9 protein-coding genes are annotated in these 18,241 nt (G+C 48.5%); 6 read left to right on the forward strand and 3 right to left on the reverse strand.

All coding sequences use genetic code 11. From position 1 onward, the window contains the following. Positions 1-100 precede the first annotated feature (100 nt). Together NYE58_RS18535 and NYE58_RS18540 are read left to right on the forward strand one after the other, a co-directional pair. Positions 101-2,563: an alpha-L-rhamnosidase-related protein gene (locus NYE58_RS18535; RefSeq protein WP_341002593.1), complete on the forward strand. Its 2,463-nt coding sequence runs from the start codon at positions 101-103 to the stop codon at positions 2,561-2,563. Between the two features lie 60 nt (positions 2,564-2,623). Next, complete coding sequence (locus NYE58_RS18540) at positions 2,624-3,664, forward strand: hypothetical protein (RefSeq protein ID WP_341002594.1); 1,041 nt, start codon at positions 2,624-2,626, stop codon at positions 3,662-3,664. Between the two features lie 370 nt (positions 3,665-4,034). On the opposite strand, the gene NYE58_RS18545 is transcribed toward NYE58_RS18540, so the two are convergent. Genes NYE58_RS18545 through NYE58_RS18555 form a run of 3 tightly spaced genes read right to left on the reverse strand, consistent with a single transcriptional unit; the run spans position 4,035 to position 7,259 of the window. Continuing rightward, the gene (locus NYE58_RS18545) at positions 4,035-5,813 is read right to left on the reverse strand and encodes a histidine kinase (protein WP_139331061.1); all 1,779 of its coding nucleotides are present in this window, start codon (positions 5,811-5,813) and stop codon (positions 4,035-4,037) included. Further along, positions 5,794-7,077 carry a response regulator gene (locus NYE58_RS18550; RefSeq protein ID WP_036677246.1) on the reverse strand — a complete coding sequence of 428 codons (1,284 nt, stop codon included), beginning with the start codon at positions 7,075-7,077 and terminating at the stop codon, positions 5,794-5,796. The genes NYE58_RS18545 and NYE58_RS18550 overlap by 20 nt, the downstream gene beginning before the upstream one ends. A 17-nt stretch (positions 7,078-7,094) precedes the next feature. Further along, entirely contained in the window at positions 7,095-7,259 is a 165-nt protein-coding gene (locus tag NYE58_RS18555) for a hypothetical protein (RefSeq protein WP_179089032.1), read from the reverse strand. An 88-nt stretch (positions 7,260-7,347) separates the two neighbouring features. Between NYE58_RS18555 and NYE58_RS18560 the strand changes: the two genes are divergently transcribed. The 4 genes from NYE58_RS18560 to NYE58_RS18575 all read left to right on the forward strand — a co-directional run bounded on the left by NYE58_RS18560 (position 7,348) and on the right by NYE58_RS18575 (position 18,215). Next, positions 7,348-9,522: a beta-galactosidase gene (locus NYE58_RS18560; protein WP_341002595.1), complete on the forward strand. Its 2,175-nt coding sequence runs from the start codon at positions 7,348-7,350 to the stop codon at positions 9,520-9,522. Between the two features lie 63 nt (positions 9,523-9,585). Beyond that, on the forward strand, positions 9,586-11,751 hold the full coding sequence (locus NYE58_RS18565) for a GH92 family glycosyl hydrolase (RefSeq protein ID WP_341002596.1): 2,166 nt from the start codon (positions 9,586-9,588) through the stop codon (positions 11,749-11,751). Between the two features lie 415 nt (positions 11,752-12,166). Next, positions 12,167-13,264 carry a hypothetical protein gene (locus NYE58_RS18570; RefSeq protein WP_341002597.1) on the forward strand — a complete coding sequence of 366 codons (1,098 nt, stop codon included), beginning with the start codon at positions 12,167-12,169 and terminating at the stop codon, positions 13,262-13,264. A 25-nt stretch (positions 13,265-13,289) separates the two neighbouring features. After that, on the forward strand, positions 13,290-18,215 hold the full coding sequence (locus NYE58_RS18575) for an S-layer homology domain-containing protein (RefSeq protein WP_341002598.1): 4,926 nt from the start codon (positions 13,290-13,292) through the stop codon (positions 18,213-18,215). Positions 18,216-18,241 lie beyond the last annotated feature (26 nt).

An 18,241-nucleotide genomic window follows, 5' to 3' on the forward strand; every position in this document is an offset into this window, starting at 1 on the left:
ACGCAGACCAACGGCGACGTCGTCCTTCTGAAGGGCGGCGATGCCGTTTCTGCGTAGATTGCCTTAACTACTTAAATGAGATAAAGGAGATATGCATAACATGGCAGCAAAAGAATGGGGAGACTGGGGAGCACGCTGGATCTGGCCGCAGGAGGAGCAAGGATCAGCGGATAGGGAACAGCAGCACGAGCGTGCGTACTTTCGCAGAGTGTTCGAACTGCCAGCTGGTATCGGAAAGACCTGCACCCTGGATTTGGCCATTACCGCAGACAGCCGCTACAGGCTGTTCGTCAATGGGCAGCGTTTATGGGCCGGTCCTTGTAAAGGACATGGTCATATACAGTATTATGAAGAATTCAGTCTGGACAATGTTCTACAACCAGGTTTAAATGTGCTTGCTGTTATGGTCGTTCATTATGCAGGGACTACGCCCTTTGAACTGGGTGAAGACGGACCTTTGTCCGTCTGGCGCTCGCAAAAAGGCGGGCTGCTTGTGGAAGCAGCAGTTACACAAGGAGGGCAGCTAGTACAGGAGCTAAATACGGATAGCTCATGGAAAAGTATTAAGGATCGCAGCTATAAGCTCCAGCAGTTTCCGATCATACGCTGGATGGGTGGACTGGAAGAAGTGGAGGGTGACGCAGCGCTGCTGGATTGGACACTGCCCGAATATGATGACAGTGCCTGGCTTGCTAGCGGAATTGTGCAACCGGTGCGGGATGAATATGGCCAATTAACCCCTTGGCAGCTGGCCCGGCGTCCGATTCCGCTGTTGTATGAGCGGGAGCAATTTTTTCTGAAGCTGATGCGTAGCAGTAGCGGGGAAGGGCATGCCTTTTTTGAGGAAGGGCATAGTCTGGAGCTGCGAAATGGAGATGGCGGCGCTTCACCCAACGCAGTACTGCCTTCCGCTGGAATAACAATAGAAGCAGGGCAAGATTTTTGGTTGGAGTTGGATGCTGGCGAGCTAACCGCAGGGTATTTGCAGCTTAGACTTCTTGGAGGCAAAGGTAGCCGGATTACCCTACTATGCGCTGAGTGTTATGAAGAAGAAACGGGGGATGATGAGATTCGCCGCAAAGCTGTCCGCGATAATACGAAGGAACATGTATTAAGAGGCGGTTACGACAGCTATCACCCGGCAGGTTACGGCATCTCTGCGCGGATGGAAATCTACGAACCGTTCTGGTTCCGTACCTTCCGCTATGTACGGCTGGAAGTGCAGGCTGGTGTCGAGCCTCTAACGATTTCCAGCTTTAGCTATAGGGAGACCGGATATCCACTGCAGCCGGAAGGAAACTTTCACTGCTCCGATGAACAATATAACCAACTATGGGAGCTCAGTGTACGAACACTTCAGCGCTGCATGCATGAGACCTACGAGGATACTCCGTATTATGAACAGCTGCAGTATACCATGGATACCAAACTGATGATGGAGTTTACGTACCTATTATCAGGGGACGACCGGTTAGCGCGGAGAGCTATGGAAGATTATAAGGCCTCTCAGCTACCAAACGGGATGCTGCAAAGTCGCTATCCCTCAGTGCTGCCGCAGGTCATTCCTTCCTTCTCCCTATATTGGATCGGAATGATTCATGACCACTACAGATCCTTCGGGGATATGGCCTTGGTGAATCAGTACCGGTTAGCGCTGTTATCTGTGCTGGACTGGTTCGATCAACATCTGACTCCGGAGGGTCTGGTGGACAGAACGCCCCGCCAATATTGGAATTACTTCGATTGGGTGGAGGAATGGCCGCTCGGCGCACCGGATTGTACTGATGATGCACCCGCAACCGTACTGAGCCTGATGTATGCGGCCGCGCTGGAGCAAGCGGCTGAATTGCTTGCAGCCAGCGGTTGGACACAGATTGCTGGTGAACTGCGTCAACGCAAAGCGGCGGTCAACGCTGCGGTATTGGATTGCTGCCGGCTAACGAACAGTCTGCTGTTCCGCGACAGTCCGGAGGCAACTGCGGGAACGCAGCATAGCCAGCACACGCAGGTCTGGGCGGTTTTAGCGGGCACAGTGGATGTTGTAGAAGGGGCGGCACTGCTGGAGTCAACGTTAACAGACACATCACTGGCTAAGCTTTCGTTGCCGATGAGCTACTATCTATTCCGCGCGCTAGAGAAATGCGGAATGTATGACCGCTCGTTCGGACTATGGACACGGTGGTTGAAGCAGTTGGAGCTTAATCTCACTACACTTCCAGAAATAGATTCAACCGGCACCAGAAGTGACTGCCACGCATGGAGCGCACTGCCGATCACTGAGTTCACCAGAGGGATATTGGGTGTCCAACAAGGAATAGAGGGAATAACTATAAAGCCCCACTATGGAGAACTGCGGCAGGCCAGCGGAACCGTAAATACAAGTATCGGCCCAATAAACATCAAATGGGAGATCCGTTCAGTAACAGGACAGGAGATCTTCCACATGAAAGCTTCCTGGCAAACCGGATCGGCAATTACAATAATTCTGCCTAATCATGAAGTGCATGAGACAGATGAGGGTTCCTTTTACAAGGAGATCGACATTAGTCACCTTAGCTGTTAGTCTGATTTCAGTTGATTTTGTTTTCATGATTCATACACCGGAGGGGGATGGGGAAGTCATATGTTCAGATCGTTCGGCCGCAATATCCGCCTAGTCCTGGTGTTGTTCATTACTGTCTATATTGTCGCTTCGAGCTTCATTCTGTACCGTACTATGGAGCATAGAAGCCTTGACATGCTACGGCAGCTATCCGTTCAGTACACTGGCCAGCAGCATAAGAACACACTTCTGTTCATGAACTGGCTGGAGGAGACCTCGAAGCTTATATCCAACAACCAGGTGGTGCAGAATGCGCTGAAAAAACCAACATATGACGGGGCAATCTCTCCGATACTTGAGGGCATACGTTCTTCCAGTAGTGACATTCTCGGCATTTACATTTGGGGAGAAGCAGGGGGAACTTACTCCTCGAGCAATGTTTCCGGGTTGCTGCCCTTTGCAGAGATCAAAAAAGAACCAGGGATGGAACAATTTCTAAATAACCGAGAGCAGGCTTTGCGCTGGACGGTGCTGAACCGGGAGTATCTAATGAATGCACCTTCGGATCTGCGCGACCGTCTGTTGCTTAAAGTAAAAATTAAGGGTTCGATGGGAGACGTCCTCGGTCTGCTCTCGCTCGAAGTGGAGATTGACAAGCTTTACAGCTTCTACCTATCTGGCGAGAATACAATCTACGGGGAAAATGAAGTTTACCTACTGACCGGAAACGGGAAGCTATTGAGTGCTGCCGATGTCCCGAAGGAGCGACTGCAGGAGATCAAAGCAGCACTAGTTACTTCGGAAAAAGCTACCTTGGCTGAGCCAGTGACACAGGGTATCGATCAAAATAGTACAGGCAGAGGTGATGCAGATCTGCTGGAGCGGGAAACGGCTGACGGCCTGATTTTGCTCTATCCACTACCGGAATCGGCAGAGCGGATTGTCACCTATATCTCAGCAGATGGCATGAATGCAGAGCTGCGAACGTTTAAGTATTTAATGCTCGCCCTGAACATCGTAGTGTTCATAGTGTTCTGGCTGCTGATCTCAGTGCTTAGCGGCAGTATAGTTAATCCACTGAAGCAGTTGTACCTGAAGATTAATTCAACAATGAAAGACTAAGATAAGATGGAGTCTGAATCATGAAAATCGCTAACCGAAGTGTATTTCATACATCTAGCGTGGGCAATAAACGGATGAAGTAAGATATAGTTGTATTCAGTACACTTATTATTCGGAAAGTTAGTTGCTGCCAACAGAATTGGAACGTATAGATGTACCAAATACACTTAAACTTCTGCTCGCTGCAAAAAAAGGGTGCTTTAGCAGTATTAAATACAACTAAAGCACCTATAATTCTCAAAAGTATCTTTAATTTGCCACTACTCAGAAAAAAATAAGAAATCGTCTTTTTAAGCAAAGTAGAAGTCCCTTCTACCCACTCAAAAAGGATCGATTTCTTTGTTATGTCCGCATTTATAAACTAAATTCGCTAATTGGGCAGTTCATTCTTCAAGTTGATCGTAACCGTGGTGCCTTGCCCCGGCGTGCTGGAGATACTTAAACCATATTGAGGACCATATTCCAGTTTAATTCGTTCGTCCACATTTCTTAGTCCATACCCGCTCTGAAACAACACATCTTCCTTGGCTTGGCTAAGCGTCGCACCGTTGGAAAATCCCACCCCGTCATCAGTCACTGTGAAGCGAATCTCATCTGCCACTAATTCGCCTTTAATCCAGATTCGGCCCATCCCGCGTTTCTCGCTGATGCCGTGTTTGATCGCATTCTCTGCAATAGGCTGAAGAATCAGCTTCAGAATGCGAACCTTGCGCAGCGATTCCTCAATCTCGTATTCAATCTCGAACTTATCCGGAAACCTCATTTGCTCAACTGTCACAAAACTCTGCACCAAGCGGATTTCTTCGTCCACGGTCACGAACTTGTCGCCTTTATGCAAGCTGATTCGAAAAAAGGTAGCTAATGAAGAAATCAGCCGTTCGATATCGGGCTGCTTCTTCAGTCGGGCAATCCAGGCAATTGCATCCAGTGTGTTGTAGAGAAAATGGGGATTGATCTGTGATTGAAGTGCGGTCAGCTCAGCTTTCCGTTGCTTTTCTTTCTCCTCATCTTTCTCCAGCATTAATTGGCTGATCCGCTCCACCATCTGATAGTAGCTGTTCTCAAGCTGAAAAATCTCATCAACCTGACCGCGCTGTTCATAAACAGCGGCCAGATCTTTTTTGCCAAACAGGCTCAGCTTCTTCTTCAAGTTCAGCAGTGGACGGGTGATTTTGGCTGCCAGATAGAAGGAAAAAATCAGCAGCACAATAAAGGTAACGCTGGCGAACAGAAGCGCATTTTGATTGCCTTTGGCGATTCCCGAGAGCAGTTTGTGATTGGAAATCACGCTGGTGAATTCCCAGCTGACCCCAAGTGTCTCCAGCCGGGGATTCAAAGGATAAGTAGCAATGATGTAGGAATTTCCGTTATCTGACCAGGTACGATAGCCTTCTTTTTTACCTGGGCGAAGAGGGGCGTTTTCCTCCAAAAAATTGCCCAAGAGCCGTTTGTCGGGGTGAGAAATAATCCGATTGTCGGAAGTCAGGAAGGAGTAGCCGATGCCAGTGAAGCTGGAGGAATACAGGTCCGCCAAAGCAGCCTCCCTGACATAAATGATCACGACCCCGATATTTTGCCCTGTATTGAAATTGCGGAACTGCTGGCCGAATGGAATATACGCATTGCCTTCTCCATCCCGTTTGATCTCACCGACAACAGGCATGCTGCTCTCCTGAATGCGTTTGATGAACAGGGCTTCAGGCACCTCCAGCATCTGCTCCTTAGACTGGTAAGAATAAAGCATATTATCGTTGGTGCTGATAATCACGTTACCCACCAGGTCGTTCTGGGCCAGCATACCGTCGATGATAGCTCCGATTCGCGATTCCTTATCAGCTGACGGCAGGGAATCATTATTGATGATTTGGTAGATATCACTGTTCACCAGAAACCGCAGAAACAACATTTGAATGTCATCGACCATGAGCTCCACGCTAAGCCCAATTTGGCGCTGAGTCTGAACGACATGGCGGTACAGATCCTTTTGCAGGTAGGTATAGGAATAAAAATTGAAAATAACGAGCATCAGCACCAGATGCAGAGACAGTCCTGCTAACAGAACAACAACAATCCGGCTTTTGATCTTGAACCGCCTCATCCAGGAATCCATCCGGTTGGCTAGTCTCCGCTTACCCATAGGTTTTTGCATATTCACTCGGCGGGATGCCCGTCATTTTTTTGAAGATCTGGCTAAAGTATTTGGAGTCGGTGAAGCCGACCTGATTGCCAACCTCGTACACCCGATACTTCGGATTGCGCAGCATACGTTTGGCTTCCTCGATACGGTATTCCGTCAGACATTCGTAAAAGGTTTTGTTCAGATCTTTACGGAATAGATGCATCAAATGGGTTGGACTGACGAAGACCGCCGCAGCAACCATCTCAACGGTAATGTTTCCGGCATAGTGCTCCCGGATAAAAGCGAGTGCGTCCCTGATTTCACGCCGGCACCGAGCCCCAGCCTCTTCTTCAGCATACAGCACACGTTCAATGCCAGAAAGGGCACGCTGCGCAGCAAGTACAGCCTGCCGGTATGAATCTACGATCCCGTTCCATTCTCCCGCAGGTTTACCTATGCCGACGCTTAAGGCCTGGCCGAAGTGCTGTTGGCTCCATTCAGATAGTTGTTTGCCCAATTTTCGTGCAGAATCTCCGGCCAGCTCTGGTTCCCCGGTCCGAAGGATCATAACCCACTCCAGATGGCTGTCCCGGAATAGACACAGTTGCTCAAAAGAATGCGCTTCCAGAATAGTCGCCGCTGCATCCTCCAGCGCTTTGCCTACAGTATTTCCTTGAAGGCCGTTATCAGGAGGAAAGGTAATGGACAGCGGTAGGATAGCTTTTCCAGGTTCCAATTGCAGTTCCAGTAATTTTATCTTATTTGAAATAAACTCTTCGTTATGCAGTTGGTCATGCAGCAAATCCTGCCAGAACTGCTTGGAGATCGAGGCCAATTCCTCATTAAGCTGTGAATACCGCTTGGAGAGTTGCTTTTTGCCAAGGATTTCATCCCCGACGCTTCGAACTGTATTTGCAAGTTCTTCTATATTAATGGGCTTTAGCAAATAGGTGGAGGCGCCATAACGCAAAGCAGCCTGCGCATATTGAAATTCGTCATAACCGCTGAGCACGACAATCCCTACGAGCATGTCCTGTTCCCGTATTTTTTCGATGAGCTCAAGACCGTTCATATACGGCATACGAATATCGGTAATGATCACATCTGGACGGTGCACTAGGGCAAGCTCCAATCCTTCCTCGCCATTGCTGGCTTCTCCTATGATCTCGACGTTGTATTCTGCCCAGTCTATGGTCTGGGTGATGCCCATGCGGACCAGATATTCGTCATCCACTACAAGCGCTTTCAACATTGGCTTCACCTCGAAGTAGTTTCTAATATGTCTTACAGCCATTATAAACATGAAACCTCTTAAAGAGGAGGTATAATTTCTGAGGTTGTCAGGATCGCAAACGATTTCGCAGTATATTCCCCGGTGACTCTGCGCAGTGACTGCCACGTAGCGTAAGGATCAAACATTTCAACAGCTTCGCAAACCGTTTCATAGGATTCCATCCTAACTTTTGCAAAATCCACTGTGATAGACTTTAAGCGTAAAAGAGCAGTAAGCGCTTTTATAAACATAGAGAGATCGAAATTGAACGTTGTAGGAGGAGTACACTAGATGCAAGATTCATTTATTCCATTTGGGTTTCAATATTACCGTTCCCCGACCCCCTTCCGTGATCAATGGGAACAAGACCTAAGCAATATTGCCGGACAGGGCTTCAATTGTGTGAAATATTGGGTACAATGGCGCGCGAGTGTGTCCAAAGAAGGGACCTATCATTTCGATGATATTCAGGAGCTAATGGATATTGCGCAGAGGAATGGTTTGAAGGTCATTTTGAATGTAATTTTCGACGTGGCGCCGGCCTGGTTCTATAAAAAATATCCTGATTCCAAAATGGTTACAGCGGACGGTTCCATTCTGGAACCAAGGGCGATTAACTGCCGCCAGATCGGCGGAGCGCCGGGGCCCTGTTATCATCATCCAGCTGCCGCCGAAGAAAAGGCAAAGTTTCTGGCGGAGACGGTGAAGACTTTTAAGGATCATCCGGCGCTCTGGGTCTGGGATTTATGGAATGAGCCTGAACTAACCACAGGAATCAAGCGCAAGTTGTCTTTTGACAACCAGGTGTGTTATTGCGAGCAATCGCTGTGGGTGTTCCAAGAATGGCTGAAAAATAAATATGTTACTTTGGAAGCCCTCAATGAATCATGGCAGCGGACTTACGGGAGCTGGGAGGAAGTAGAGGCACCGCGTGGACAAGGCGTATTTAATGATCTGGTGGACTGGCGCCTGTACATGTCCGGTACTTTAACGGATGAGCTGCGGAGCCGGGTAGATATAGTGAAGTCACTGGATCTTTTGCATCCTGTTATGGCCCACACTGTGCCCGCCCCTATCTTTAATATGATTACAGCAGGTTCGGACGACTTCAAGCTGGCTGAGCCCTGTGACTTGACAGGCAATAGCCTTGGGTCCTCGGCCTGGTCTGCTGATCTACTGATCTCTGCCGCCAAAGGTAAACCCATTATCAATTCGGAGATTCATGCTTTGCCAGGCAATACTGCAATGAAGCCGCGTCAGCCGGACCTGCGGGAAATGAAACGGCATATTCTGACCCCGCTCGCTCGTGGCATCACGGGATATTTGTTCTGGCAGTACAGACCAGAGATATTGGGACAGGAGGCCCCTGCATGGGGCAGTGTATATTTGGACGGAAGTCCAACCCCATGGTACAAGGATATGGCTCATCTAAATAAGCTGGTGCAAAACAATAAGCAAGAGCTGATGCATGCAAAACGGCGCGGAGACGGGATTGCCATTCTGTTCAGTCCGCAGAACCAGGTTGCTAACTTTGCGGCACATGATCATCTGGACACCTACAACGATTCCTTACAAGGCGCCCATAAACTACTGCATGAGCTCAATTATAAAGTTGAATTTCTGCATGAGACGGATGTTAACGAGAAGACACTGGAGCAATACCACTGCTTGTGGATGCCTTATCCTCTATATTTGAACCGCAAACTGTGTGACATCCTACGCCAGTGGGTGGAAAAGGGCGGGATCTTGATTTCGGAATGCTCGTTCGGTGCACTTCAGGCAGAGAATGGCTGCCACAGCTATACGGTGCCCGGTTATGGATTTGACCAGGTGTTCGGGGTCCGTGAGACTTGGATTCATTCCGCTGAGAACCTGGATCACAGCTATCATCAGGTTGCGTTCGAATCACGGACAGCGATTCCGTTGCGGAATGTTATGGAGCACAGCAAGGCGGAGGAATCGGCAGCAGACGATACGGTGCACGGATCCTATTACAAATCGGATATCGAGCTGGAAAGCCATGTGAAGGTACTGGCTGAATTTGCCGAGGACCGCATGCCTGTGTTGACTACCGCCGCTTATGGCAACGGGCGTGCCGTATGGTTTGGTACCTTGCTTGCGGCTGCCTACTGGCAGGATGGACATCCCGGAACGCTTCAACTGGTGCGGGATCTATTACAGAAGGAACTAAAGCTGCAGCCGTATGTACAAGCAAGCGGCGGTGTCCGCGCGGATCTCTCCGAGTGGGAAGGTGAGCAGGACCGAGGGGCATTTCTTTTTGTTCATAATGAAGGGGATATGGCGGTTAAGGCTGACGTTACGCTGGGTATTGTTTATACTTCTGTCGAACCGTGGTTTGATGATGGCAGCGCTGAAATTCAACCAATGAATCTATTGAAACCCACAACTACAAAACTGACTGTGCGGGTAGAAGCTGGAGATGTTCAAGTATTCCGATTATCTTAACCGGTATCAGTAAAGAACGGAGAATATAGAGCTGGTGAAAACTGGCTAAAGGAGTGTATCTATATGCGTTGGTTAGATTATGTTAATCCATTGCAGGGGACGGAGTCAGATTTCCGGTATTCACATGGCAATACGCTGCCACTTACAGCGCTGCCATTTGGTATGGCGGCTTGGTGCCCGCAAACCTATGAAGCAGGTGGAACCTGGTTCTTCCACCCGCGCCATCGCCACCTAGAGGGTATCCGGCTGACCCATCAGCCCAGCCCGTGGATCGGAGATTATGGGCATCTGACCCTGTTGCCGCAGACAGGTCCACTGCTGCTCAGTCCCGGTTCACGTTCTTCTTCCTTCAAAACGGAAGAGATGCAAGTGTCCCCTCACTATTTCGATGTGTTTCTTCAACGTTACCGCACCCGGCTGGAGCTGACTCCAACCGAACGTTGTGCAGCGATAAGAATAACTTTCGCTGAGAGGCAGCAGAACAGGCTTATTATAGCACCTCTGAAAGGTGAGTCACATCTCACCTTCCAGCCGGATAAACGTAGAATCACCGGCTACACAAGAGGCCATACCGCCGGGGTGCCCGATAATTTCGCGATGTATTTCGTGTTCCAGTTCGATAGGGATTTTCACATGGAGGATTCGGGAATCTTTAACGGAGATTATCAGCCACTGGAGACCCATGAAGGGACTGGCGAACGACTGGGCGCTTACGTAGGAATAGCTGCACCGGAATCTGGCATAGTGGGAGTGAAGTGCGGGACTTCCTTTATTAGCGGAGAGCAGGCGCTGCTTAATCTGAACCGAGAGATTGGGGAAGACAGCTTCGGAGAGATCTTGAATAGAGCAGAGGCAAGCTGGGAAGAACGGTTGGGGCGCATTGTTGCTGAAAGCGCAGATGAAGAGAACCTCCGCACCTTTTACAGCTGCATGTACCGAATCTGCCTGTTCCCGAGAACGTGGCATGAATATAACGAGCAGAACGAGCAGATCCATTACAGCCCCTTTAACGGCAGCATCTGCCAGGGTCCAATGTATTCGGATATCGGGCTGTGGGATGTATACCGAACCAGCCTTCCTTTATACAGTATCCTATTCCCATCTTTATTGGGTGAGATTATGCAGGCGTGGACATTGGCATACAAGGAGAGCGGCTGGCTGCCAAAGTGGCTGTCACCAGGGGAGCGCAGTGCCATGCCAGGCACACTGATTGATGCCGCAGCTGCGGATGCCGTGGTTAAGGGCATCGGCGGATTTGATACAGAGGTACTGTATGAAGGTCTTCTGAAGCATGCAGATCGTCCATCAGTGGACGAGAAGCTGGGCAGAAGGGGCCTTGAATTGTACTTGCAGCATGGTTATCTGCCGCATGACCGTTTCCATGAAAGTGTAAGCAACACGTTGGATTATGTATACGGAGATTTCTGTATTGCGCAGATTGCCAAGACACTTGGCAAAATGGATGATTATGAGCGTTTTATGGCTCGGACACAGAATTATAAGCTGCTGTTTGATCCAACAGTTGGGTTTATGAGAGGTCGCAATGAGGACGGTACTTGGCAGGAAGCATTTGATCCTCTGGAGTGGGGTAATCCGTTTTGTGAAGGCGGGGCTTGGCAGGGGAGCTGGGCAGTGCCCCACGACTTCCCGGGACTAGCCGGGCTGATGGGTGGTGAAGAGGCTTTTGTCCAGCGTCTGGATCAGTTGATGACCGAGGAACCGGTATTTAAAGTGGGATCCTATGGTTTGGAAATACACGAAATGTCGGAAATGGCCTCCGCCGATCTGGGGCAGTTTGCCATCAGCAATCAGCCGAGCTTCCACATTCCTTATATATTTGCCAGACTGGGTGTGCTGTCCAAAACGCAATATTGGGTCCGCAAAACCATGGCCGAACTGTTCAGCAGCCAGATGGATGGTTTACCCGGCGACGAAGATAACGGCAGCATGGGTGCTTGGTTTATTTGGAGCGCCATCGGCCTGTACCCGTTAAGTCCCGGAATTCCTGAATATGTGCTCGGCAGCCCGCTTTTTGATAAGGTAACTATTCAGCTTGAAAATGGGCAGCAATGGATCATTGAAGCAGAGAACAACAGCCCCGCCAATGTGTACAGCAAATCGGTCCACTGGAACGGATCGCTATGGGAGCACCACTCTCTGTCACATGACGAGATTGTCAAAGGTGGAGTCTTGAATTTCTGTATGTTTTCGGGCACAGATCAGTCTTAAGAACAATGCAAAGCAGTCTGGAAAATTCCGGACTGCCTTTGTTTTTATTAGATGATTTTACAATCAAAAAAAATTGAGGAACACACTGAATCAGTGATGATTGCAAATCGACTTTTCTATAAATCACTCTGATCCCGTAATTGCATGGATATCATGCTTGATATACAACAATCTGCTGCTCAATCCCGACAAACGCGCTGAATTCCTGCACATTGTACAACATTCCACGTTCGAATACGTAACTTCTCTATTCTCCGCAGCATTTTTTATGGGGCGAAAACTGGGCTTTACAGTCAAATCGTGAAATGGCAAACCATTTCGCAGCTTTCCCGCCTGTTATTTCAAGGTGAACATGTCTAATATCGAAGATAATGAAAGCGCTTAACATCGAGGATGAGAGAGGAGGAAATAACTTATGACTCTAAAACTTCATTCCAAAAGAAATCAGCTAATCGTTATTCTGACCGCTCTGTTAGCAGGAAGCCTGCTGTTGATTGGTGCGAAGAAGTTGCAAGCTCCACAAGCAGAAGAAATGCTTCTGACCCTTAACGGCCAGGAGGCCACAGCTGCGGAGTTCAACTGGCATCTTCAAATGAATCGGGCACTGATTGTTGATTATTTTAAACAAACTTACAACGCCGACTATTCAATAGACTTCTGGTCTGCCTACTATTCCGGCGAAAATCCAATGCAGAAATGGATCAATACAGCTCAAACTCAGCTTTTGACGAAGCGGATGGAGCTACAGCTTGCTCAAGAAGCAGGAGTCGTAACGGATATCAGTTTTGAAGATTTTCTCAAGGAAATGGAGCGCGAGAATAATCGGCGGAGTCAGGCAGCAGCGAATAAGGAGGTGGTGTATGGTCCTCTTCATCTGGAGACGCAGGCCTATTTCAGTTATTACATGAGCAACCTTGAGGATGCCACGATTGAGGCCATGCGCAGTAACGGAAGTATCGTGATTTCAGACGAACAGGTGAAATTGGAATATGCAGCAAATCTAATTGCGAAATATTCTCTGCCGGGAACGATTCGTCTGGAATGGGCAACGCTTCCCTTTGGCCCAGAAACAGAGTACAAAGATCAGCAAAAAGCCTTAGAAAGAATGGAAAAGCTCCATGCAATAGCAACAGCGACAGCAGCAACAGATTCTTCAGGCACAGACTTCCAAGACCAGGCAAAAGAGTTTGGCGTAAACGTTGGCGAGGTGAAAATAACAAGTGCTTCACGGCGAACAGCAGCTTTGGAAAATCCAAAGGTATTGCTTACCGCAGAGCAACTGGTGCCGGGAGAGTTTAGCGGTTTGTTTACTGAAAATGGGGCTATTCACCTAATTTACTGCCTGTCGGCAGATGATGCAGCTGTTCAGCCGCTCGATCATGTGAAGGATGCCATCGCACTGAATTTGGCGCAGCAGAAGTATAGATCCATTGTGGACGAAAAGCTGTCCGAAGCTGTCGTGGAATGGAATTACCCGATGGCTGAAGATCTCGCAAACCATACCATCCAATAAATGTTCAAGGGGGAATAATACAATAATGTTCAAAAAACTCGCAAAATCACTGCTTATAATGGTGCTGATCTTCACAGCGGTGCTTCCTGTAATGGGCGTTTCTGCCCATGCTGAAGAGACGAATGCCGATGATTTCTCAACCCTACCGGCAGCGGAACACAGGTCCGAGAACTGGCTAATTGACAGTAGTAATCCTCAGTTTTTCGAAGGAGATGCAGCCCGGCTGGTCAGAACCTCCACGGAGACTGGCTATGCCATTTACACTTTGACTGGAGTTCAGTCGTTTACGCTTCAAGCATATTATTTCTCTGGTTCCACGGCTGTTATCAAGTTCTACGGATCGCCAGATGCAGATATCTGGACGGAGCTTCCAGCCATCAACGACAGTCCCACCGCAACCGGTTCTGGCTGGTACGGAACAGTATATACACCCTCGGGGGCGCTGCCGGATGGTGTCAATTATCTCAAAATTGAAGTCAGTGGTGACCTCGATACCTGGCTGATGCAGCTTGGGCACCTTACGCTCTCCAATGTGTCGCTTGCACCAAAAACGATTGTTGATGAGCTTGACGACATTGCACAGCTTTATGCACACAGTACAAATTGGTCTTTAGATACAAGCAATCCCGCTTTTTTTGGTGGAGATCATTCTCGTGCGGTGAGAACAGCAGACTCAGCAGAATCACTCGTGTACCATTTGCATAATCTGCAACATTTCACAGCCCGCATGCATTCCTTTGCCGGGTCTAGCGGGACTATCAAGTTCTATGGTTCGGCGGATGCATCCACTTGGACAGAACTTTCTGCTGTTCATGAACCTCCACAGGCCACTGGTGATGCGGCTTGGACTGGGACGAATTATACTCCGGCACAAGGGATACCTTCCGGCATTCATTATTTAAAAATCGAGCTTAGCGGTGATTCCGCACCCTGGCTGATGCAACTAGGATCGGTCACTTTATCCAACCGCTTGCCTGGAGATGGAGGGAGCAGCGGTGGAGACGGAGAATATTATGTGGATTCATTTGCAGGTAGCGACAACAACGATGGAAAAACACCGGAGACTGCCTGGAAGACCTTCTCTGTAGTGAATCAGACTACCTTTGAAGCTGGGGATCGTATTTTGTTAAAGAAGGGTGGAATCTGGAACGAACAATTATATCCTAAGGGCAGCGGCACAGATGAAGAACCGATTACAATATCTGCCTATGGGAGTGGAAGCAAACCGATTATCAACGGTGGAGGCATGGCCGGAGCAGCTGTATACCTACGTAACGCTTCGAACTGGGTGATTCGGGATCTTGAGGTCACTAATTATGCTTCCGAGAGGGGAAGTGTTTACCGGGAAGGTATTATGGTGGAGAATGCTAATGGAGGAACATTAAGTAATATCCGCATTCAGGATAACTATGTCCATGATGTATCAAGCAGTTTCCGTTATCCGACGGTTTCCGGAGCCGAAGGTGGCCCGCATGCGTTTGGAGGTATCTCCGTATATGTGGGCGGAACGACGGGCACGGACAAGTTCGAATGGGTATGGATCGAGGGCAATACAGTGGAACGGATAGGCCGGACCGGTATTGTGGTATGGGATCAGCGTTTTAACGGAGCAGACTATGCTACGGTCAATGTTACGATCCGTGGAAATTATGTCAAACAAGCCGACAGCGACGGTATTCTCACCTTCGGTGCGGATGGAGCGGTGATTGAGCATAACATAGCGGAGGAAGGCGGAAATTATTCCGAAGAAGGCGAGTTTAACGGCTCTGCCGCAATTTGGCCGACTCGCGGCAAGAATAATATCGTCCAGTTCAATGAGTCTTTTAACACGAACAAACCAGAGGGAGATGGTCAGGGCTTCAATCTGGATATCGATACGATGGACAGTGTGGTTCAATATAATTACAGCCATGGCAACAAAGGCGGATTCATGCTTTTTGTCGATGCCCGTTTGACTCCGGGAGTGCTGACAGGCTCCTCTAACAATGTAGTCAGATACAACATCAGCCAGAATGATCTAACGCATACGTTTAATTTTGCAGGCGGGGTTACGCCAGATACACAAATCTATAACAATACTATCTATATCGGAGCTGGGCAAAACACCAAAATTATCGATCATGAATGGGATGACGCAGGAAATATTAACGCTCCATATTCTTTTAGGAACAATCTGGTCTACAACCTTGGTCAAGGAGGTTATAATCTGCCAGGGGTGAACGGTAGCTTCGACCATAATCTATTATATGGCAACCATCCAGTAAGCGAGCCGGAAAATACCAATCCTATCACAGCAAATCCACTCTTAGTTGCTCAGGGCACCGCCGGAATGGGCTGGAATACAGTGGACGGTTACAAGCTGAGAGAGGGGTCTCCTGCACTTGGGGCCGGTGCTGTCATTGCTGACAACGGTGGGCGGGACTACTGGGGCAATCCCGTTTCAGCAGCAACTCCACCGAATATTGGAGCTTATAATGGACCCGGACTTGATCCTGCTACTCTTCCAGAAGCCCCTGTAGATGATCTGCGACTATATTTTCAAGGTTTAAAAATTGCTCCTCATATTACAGATGGTAATAACGGCGGCATGTCGCTACAACTTCAATTTACGAACAATTCCAGTGTGGATCCTCTGAGAATTAAAAAGATTTCCTGGACCCTAGGGGAAGAGACTGGTCAGATCAGCGGTAGTGAATCGCAATTGTCTGAAATTGCCCCAAATAGTGGATTTACTTATTCAATTCCACTGCCGGGATTCTCTGAAGGGGTTAAATATCCTCTTGAGTTGACAGTTGACCTTGAAGGTTATGAGACAGTTCACCTCAAGCAAAACATAGATATTAACCGGATGCAGCATCAGTCCGATACACGAAGTCCAGCTCTGATTGATCTTGCGGACGGAACCCCTTTGCTCAACGGATATAAGGGTGCGGATGATCTTAGTGGAACAGCGCAACTACGCTGGGATGAAGAACACATTTATTTGACCGCCGATATCCGCGATGATGTATTCAGCCATAATGCCGCCGGGATTAATATTTGGCAAAATGACAGTATTCAGTTCAGTCTTGCTCCCGGTGTACCGGGCGATTGTCAATCCTGGTATGAATACGGAATCTCGCAAACACCAGAGGGGCCGCAAATATATCGTTGGCTGTCCATGAAAGGTGCAGCTACCGGAGTGTTGACTAAGGGAACTTTAAGTGTGACCAGAGATGAGGCGACCAAGGTTACATCATATGCACTGGCACTACCTTGGAGCGAAATAAGCCCGATCCGTCCAGCGGCGAGCGATATCTTAAGCTTCTCCATGCTGGTTAACGATAATGATGGCGCGGGTCGAAAAGGATATATTGAATGGGGATCAGGCATTGGCGCTGCGAAGGACGCCTCACTTTTCCGCACCTTCCAGTTTATGAACGTAGAAGGTGAAGAAGAGACACCACTGAGTGATAATGCCGATTTGAGCGTTTTGAGTATGGACGGTACAGACATCCCTGGGTTTGACCGTAAGAAACTGACCTATACAATAAATGTGCCCTTTTCCAAGACAGCGGTGGCTGTAACTGGGACACCTTCTGATGCAGAAGCCAAATTGACGGTAACAGGCGGAAGTGAGCTTAAGGTAGGAGATAACAGAATCGATGTTAAAGTTACCGCTGCGAACGGCATAACAACTAAGACATACACTTTGAATGTAGTGCGGAGTGAAGAAGGTGGGGGAACAGATACGCCCGGCAATTCGTCCGGCAGCAATAATAGTGGCAACACAAATGAGAGTAGTGGAGGAAAAATAGTTAATCCAGTGAATATAATTTCAGCGGGCCGTATTCGCATTCAGGGTTCACCCGGTGCTAAAGGAATGATAATTGCACAGCTTCCCACAGGAGAACTCCAAAAAGCGATGAAGGGAGTGCAAGATGGAGCTTTAGTACTTGAGCTTGCTGAAGAGGATGCGACTGCCAGTGGTGTGGCTTTTCAAGTGCCCATTCCCGAACTAAAAGATAATGTTACTTCCCTAACTGTAAAAGCAGGTGCTGCCACAATAACACTTCCAATTAACACTTTAGGTGAGAATATTCCAGAGGGTGCCCGGCAGTTGGAGCTATCTATCCATTTTGTTGATGCGTCAACCCTTCCAGTTGCCTTAAAAGAGAAATGGAAAACGCATGCTTTGTTCCGGATCTCAATGACGGTAGACGGTAAGTCCAAAGAAACATTAAGCCCTTCTGCGGCAATGAAGGTATCATTTGGATATGAATTAAACCCTGATGAAGTTCCACATCAAGCCATCGTCTACTCTGTTACCGGCGAGGGAGTGGCCGAAGTGGTCAAAAACTCCAAATACGTATCAGGTACAGGCAAAACAACGTTTACAACAAGGGATTTTGGACTCTATGCTGCAGCTAATGCAAATATCCACTTCTCTGATGTTGATTCAGGCTCCACAGTCATCTTGGAAGCTTTGGCTTCCCGTGATCTTATTCATGGCACAGGCGGGGGCAAATTCGAGCCTGCCCGGCAAATTACAAGAGCGGAATTTGTTCAGCTGTTAGTATCAGCGCTAGAACTTCAAGCCGAGAGTAGCAGTACTTTCAAAGATGTGAGTTCAAATGCTTGGTATTACCAAGCTGTCTCAACAGCTCTGGCGCTAAAGCTTGTTAACGGACGTAGCGAAGGCGTATTTGCCGCAAAAGAACCTATTTCCCGCCAAGAAATGGCTGTTATTCTGTTTCGCGCTCTGAGCTTAACTGCTCTCCAGTCGGATATCTCCGGCAAGGCAGCAACTTTTGCCGATGAGAATCAAATCGGTTCTTACGCGATGGATGCGGTTGAGTACCTGCGGGAGACAGGAATTGTCAACGGTTATGCCGACGGTACCTTCAGACCACTGAGCCTGACCACACGTGCGGAAGCCGCTGCTTTAATTTACAGAGTAATGGAATTGTAAGCACCACAAAAGAGCTGGAGCCAAGT

This window comes from Paenibacillus sp. FSL L8-0708 (genome assembly GCF_038009325.1).
GTDB classification, from domain to species: domain Bacteria; phylum Bacillota; class Bacilli; order Paenibacillales; family Paenibacillaceae; genus Paenibacillus_AQ; species Paenibacillus_AQ odorifer.